This window comes from Sphaerochaeta sp. S2, from assembly GCF_016406725.1.
GTDB lineage: Bacteria > Spirochaetota > Spirochaetia > Sphaerochaetales > Sphaerochaetaceae > Sphaerochaeta.
On record NZ_JAEKNT010000485.1, the window covers coordinates 1 to 5676 of the forward strand.

Annotated in this window: 5 protein-coding genes and 1 pseudogene; all 6 read left to right on the forward strand. The window is 43.2% G+C overall.

Annotated elements, in window-relative coordinates; translation table 11 throughout:
• Positions 1-188, forward strand: a pseudogene (locus JF818_RS14165) (radical SAM protein); the annotation flags it as partial.
• 537 nt (positions 189-725) lie between these two features.
• Positions 726-1355, forward strand: coding sequence for a TetR/AcrR family transcriptional regulator (locus tag JF818_RS14170; protein WP_117331537.1), 630 nt, complete (start codon positions 726-728; stop codon positions 1353-1355).
• A 42-nt stretch (positions 1356-1397) separates the two neighbouring features.
• Positions 1398-2738 carry a radical SAM protein gene (locus JF818_RS14175; RefSeq protein WP_198892628.1) on the forward strand — a complete coding sequence of 447 codons (1341 nt, stop codon included), beginning with the start codon at positions 1398-1400 and terminating at the stop codon, positions 2736-2738.
• Positions 2739-2854: 116 nt separating this feature from the next.
• On the forward strand, positions 2855-4015 hold the full coding sequence (locus JF818_RS14180) for a putative ABC transporter permease (RefSeq protein WP_198892629.1): 1161 nt from the start codon (positions 2855-2857) through the stop codon (positions 4013-4015).
• A gap of 68 nt (positions 4016-4083) precedes the next feature.
• Complete coding sequence (locus JF818_RS14185; protein WP_198892630.1) at positions 4084-5184, forward strand: Mbeg1-like protein; 1101 nt, start codon at positions 4084-4086, stop codon at positions 5182-5184.
• 85 nt (positions 5185-5269) lie between these two features.
• Positions 5270-5676, forward strand: a 407-nt coding sequence (locus tag JF818_RS14190; protein ID WP_198892631.1) for a recombinase family protein, incomplete at its 3' end; no start/stop codon positions are given.

The following is a 5676-nucleotide window of genomic DNA, read 5'->3' on the forward strand; positions in this document are numbered from 1 at the left end:
AAAGAGACAGTCCCTGCCCCATGTTTGACAATCCTGAGTTGTTGTTGGATATGGTCAACCAGTCGGGGGCTCAAAGCACCCAACGGATCGACTCAGAATCAGTAGAACAGCTCTATGCTAAATGCAAGCCGATTGCTGACAAGTGGAAGCCAATTGCTGATGAACTCTGGGAGGAATACCAGAGATAGATTCCCCATAACCTTCTCTCCTCATCTCTTGGCAGGTACGTTTCACGCGCGTACCTGCCTTCTCTGGTGCTCTCGGTACGAGCATTTTCTCAAGGATGAAAGCCCCAAGTACATAGCTAAGGGTAAAAGCATCCTCCAAAAGGAGGAATCTGATGAAAGCCGAAGGCAATTTTCTGGCCTGATGGACAGTAATCTCATCAGGCATGCCCCTATGGATTTGGATATTAAGTTAGTACAAAACAAACATCTTCAATGAGTGTTCTTGTATCAAGAGTTGGTTGTCGTTGATGATTTATTAGTAAGGGTATTGTATGTGATGAAACAAAAAGGAAAGCTACAAGGAATACACGGATACGAGTGCTTTGTTTGCAAAGGATTGATAAATTATTATGGATAAGAGGCCCATCTGAAAGCTTAATCAGATACTGGATTAAAAATAATACCAACTGTTCTATTGACATCGCAGCTAATAATCTTTATTTTGACACTGATGTCAAAATAAAGAATCTGAAGCAAATTCTGTGAAGGAGGCTCGTCGTGCCAAAAATTGTTGACCATGATTATCGGTCCAAGGACATCATCAATCAAGCCTTGGAAATATTTTCAAGAAAAGGTTATTACTCTGCCAACTATGAGGAAATCGCAGAAAAATGCGGACTAAGCCGAACCGGACTGTACAAATATTATGCAAACAAAGAAGCTATCTTCATCGAGACAGTTCGGTATGTGGTTGATTCGGTCACAGGAAAATTGCACGATGTCGTCCAAGCCAAGTCGATTTCTTCTTCCCAGAGATTGAAAGAAGTACTTAGCGTATTTGCGGATTTTATGAAAAACCGTAATTTCTCTTCCATTCTCTTGGAATTCACTGTTTGCATGAACCATGATCAACCTTTGACGGTTACACAATGTCTCCAGGAGTCCATCAAATCCTTATGGACAGTCACCGAAACCGTATTTGCAAGTCTGGGAAATAGCTCTTCGTATGCATTCTCCTTGGCTTTCATGGGACTATCGTTCTTCCAAAACCATATTTTGCAACCTCTTTTCGGAACGGTAGAAGGGGAAGGTGATCGATATACTTCCTTGTTGGAGCAATGGGAGAGTATGTCCAACAAGAAACACGAGATGATTATTTCAAGTGTCTTGAATTGTGGACTGCAATGAGTGTCTTAAGAAAAAAACCATCACAAACAAAGGAACAAAATCATGGATCACATTACGCATGGCATCAGTAATACTGCATTGCATCTGGCATTGCATTTCATGGAGAGCAATCCGGAAGAGAATATCCCCAAAGTTGTGGATGCTCTCTTGATTTTCATAAATGACAAGGGTAGCAGGCGAAAGCTGCTTGCTGCAAAAAAGGTAATGAAGGAAAAAGATAACCCATATAGGAATCTCATCATCAGAGGTTTTGACGAACTTCAACCGATAGTAAGAAAACGCTTTGTCTCCAATTTTGTCGTTAGCGCCTCAATGACAGGGCCCGAACGCACTGAAGCTTTACGGAAACAGTACGACTGTAACATCCCCTGGGCCATCCTCATGGATCCGACCAGTGCATGCAATCTTAGATGTACTGGTTGCTGGGCTGGCGAATATGAAAAAACAGATTCATTGGAGTATGAATTGATGGACAGGATCATCATGGAAGGTAAGGAATTAGGAATCTATTTCTATATTTATTCAGGTGGAGAGCCAACAATGAGGAAAACGGACCTACTCAAACTGGCAGCAGTACATGATGATTGCATGTTCCTTGCGTTCACCAACGGGACACTGGTGGATAAGGAGTTTTCACAAGCCTTGGCTGTTCTTGGTAACTTTGCCTTGGTTTTCAGTATTGAGGGTTATGAGAAACAGACTGATTTCAGAAGAGGATCGGGAACGTATGGAAAAGTCCTTCAAGGCATGCGTCACATGCGTGAGGCCAAGGCCCCATTCGGCTTCAGTACCTGCTACCATTCAAAAAATGTGGATAGTATAGGAAGCGAAGATTTCTTGGATTTCCTTATCGGACAAGGATGCATGTTTGGTTGGTATTTCACCTACATGCCTTTGGGGAGGAATGCTGACCCTACATTGATGACGAACGCAGATCAGCGGGAACACATGGCTCATTGGGTACGTGAAATGCGAGCAAAGAAACCAATTTTTCTGCTTGATTTTTGGAACGACGCTCCGTATGTAGGCGGTTGTATTGCGGGGGGCAGAAGATATCTGCATATCAATGCCGCAGGGGATGTGGAACCTTGTGCATTCATCCACTATGCAAATAAGAACATTAGGAATAGTTCGTTGCTGGATGCGTTGCAGTCCCCTCTTTTCAAAGAATACAGAAACCGGCAGCCCTTCAATAAGAATCTTTTCCAGCCATGTCCCTTGCTCGATAATCCAGAGGCTCTAGCTCAAATGGTAAAGATTTCTGGAGCCATATCGACGCAACCACTGGATCACGAGGATGTAGACGAGCTTTGTGCAAAATGTACTGGCGCAGCAGAGGACTGGGAGAGTCATGCCAATATGTTACGTGAGCAATATTCATGAATTGTGATGGTTTTTGCATGCCAGACTTGGAAATTGATGAGGATAGTTGGTTTGGTACTCTTCACGTCTGTCGAACAACATAGGGAATAGATATGGCAGGTCTTTGGAGTTGGGTTGTGCTGTTTCTAGTATCCTCCTTCTTGGGATGGTTGCTGGAATCAGCCTACCGTAGCATTAAGGAACATAGATTCATTGATTCTGGGTTGTTAAGAGGACCCTTCGTCCCAATTTATGGGGCAGGTGCCGTCGTCATCGAATCCATAGATATATTAGTGCCTGATCACTTGATCTGGGTTGAAATCACGGCATGCATTCTTTTTTGTACCATGCTTGAGTTTCTTGTACATCTCTTTTATGAGAAATTATTTGAGTTGAAGCTGTGGGACTATTCATCCTTCTTTCTAAATTTACAGGGAAGGGTTTGTCTCTTGTACTCGTTCTATTGGGGGATTCTAGGCTATGTATACCTACATTTTCTGCAACAGAACATCTGGTTGTTTATGGATTTGATTCTTGCGACTAAGGGGTTTTGGATAATAGCAGTTAGTTTTTCGATCTACTTCATTTTTCAAGCCATCTCGAATGCATACGAGTTGTTGCATATCCGTCATTTAAAAAGAAACCTTTTAGGGCTTCTGGAGAATCCAGCTGCTGAAAATCTTGAAGCTGTCGGAAGGAAAGCCAATACGAGGATCCTCTTGGCCTTCCCTCAGATTCTGAAGAGCGAGCTGTCTTTGTTCATTGCAAAAATTTGGGGGCGGTCGACAGCTGTAATTGGATTCCTTCCGTACAGGAAGGCGATATGGATACTCTTGCATGGGCGGATTCTTGACGAGGATCAGGAGGATGGGCAATTTTACCTAGCAATAGAGGACCTGCTCGAGAACCGAAATGTCATGTCCATGGCTGGCATTCAGCATCATCAGGCATCTACCTTGAGTCATTCATTGCTGATATCACAAGTATCGTGGTATCTGGCAGATGCCTTCGGCTTGGATAAGAAATCATGTGCCAGGGGCGCTCTCCTGCACGATTTCTTCCTGTATGATTGGAAAAGAGAGAAGCACCCCCACCATGCCATGAGGCATGCAGGAATTGCGCTTGAAAATGCACAAATGTATTTTGACCTCAATGAAATGGAAAAGGACATCATACTGACTCATATGTGGCCCCTTTCAAAAACCATCTATCACTATCGCGAGTCATTGTTGGTCAGCATGGTTGACAAGATTGTCTCATCAAAGGACCTGATAGCCATGCTGCGACTAACTAAATGAGATTACATAAAGATTGATTGCTTTGTGAATCGTGGGAATTTGGATGCTCAATCGAAAAAGGACAAGAAATGAGTAACATAATAGATTATGTCAAAGTGGCAAGGGACGGTTTTGATTCAAGACCTTTCTGCGAGGTGGACAGTCTTGTCTTGTCGCAATTTTCATATCTGCAATTCAATGGGTTTGTACCGGGAATATCATCCTTGGATGGTTCCATCAGTATACGTGAACTTATGGAACAGGACAATCTGGAATGGCTTTTTCTGGGCGTTCGTGATCATAAAAGCAACCTGAAGCTGTTGTTGGCGCTTGCTGATAGCCCCAGATTCCAAGATGTACGGATGTCTCGGTATGTAGATCACACAGATCAAGTTCAGGAAAAGCAGTTTTCTGCGATTACTTTTTTGATCACTGATGGGATAGCATACGTTGCCTTCCGAGGGACTGATTCGACATTCGTTGGATGGAAAGAAGACTTTAATATGGCTTTTCTCAACCCCGTTCCTTCCCAAGTGGAAGGGGTGAGATACCTGAACAGCTTCATTGGAAATCCATATTCGACTATGCTTGTAGGAGGGCATTCGAAAGGAGGCAATATCGCGGTATATGCCTCAATGCATTGTGAGCAATGCATTCAGGATAGGATACAAGTCATATTTAGTCATGATGGCCCGGGGTTCTCCGAAGATATTTTCCAAAGCGAAAATTATGCGAAGATAAAATTCAAAATTCTGAAGACCGTGCCTCAGTCTTCTCTGATAGGGATGCTCCTGCAGCAACAGGAGGATTTCAAGGTTGTCAAGAGCGACCGATTTTGGATCATGCAACATGATCCCTTTTCTTGGTTGGTTGAGGGGTTTGATTTCCAATATGCAATCAATATGAGTGGAAATGCTTCCTACTTCAACAGGGTCCTCAATAAATGGGTATCATCGTTTGACATGAAGCAGAGAGAAGTCTTTGTGGAGTCTTTTTATCTAGTCATAAAATCCACAAATGCAAAGACTTTCAGGGATTTATTGTTCAACAAAAAGGAAAAAGCATTTGCTGCTGTGAATGCCATCAAGGACATTGATGATGACACAAGACGCTTTATGTTGAATACTTTTGGTTCTCTATTTGTTTTATTGGTTCGTGATATCGATAAGTATGGATTATGGAAAACTTGAGGAATTTGATACCTTTTGTGGCCAGTAGAGTTTTCTATGTAGTAAAAAATCTATCCAGCCCTCTCCATTCGTGTTATAAAAAACCATGCCGGACGAGAAAAGGAAACCCATCATACATGTCATACCAGCCAGGCGACATTTCAAGCGTCTCCGGGTTGCCTTGTACTGCCGTGTGAGCACGCAGATGGAGCGCCAGCTGCAAAGCCTCTCGGCCCAGATGGACTTTGAGAAAGAGGACATCCTGGAGAATCCCGCTTGGGAATATGTCGGTACCTATATCGATATCAAGTCTGGTAGGACCATCAGCTCCCGTCCGGGGTTCCAGAGTCTCTTGGCCGACTGTGAGGCGGGCAAGATCGACATGATCTACACCAAGTCCATCAGCCGATTTGCAATGAATACGGTTGATTGTCTGAATTATACCAGAGCCCTTAAGAATAAGAACATCGGCGTTTACTTCGAAAAAAAACACTTCCGTACACCAACATGCCC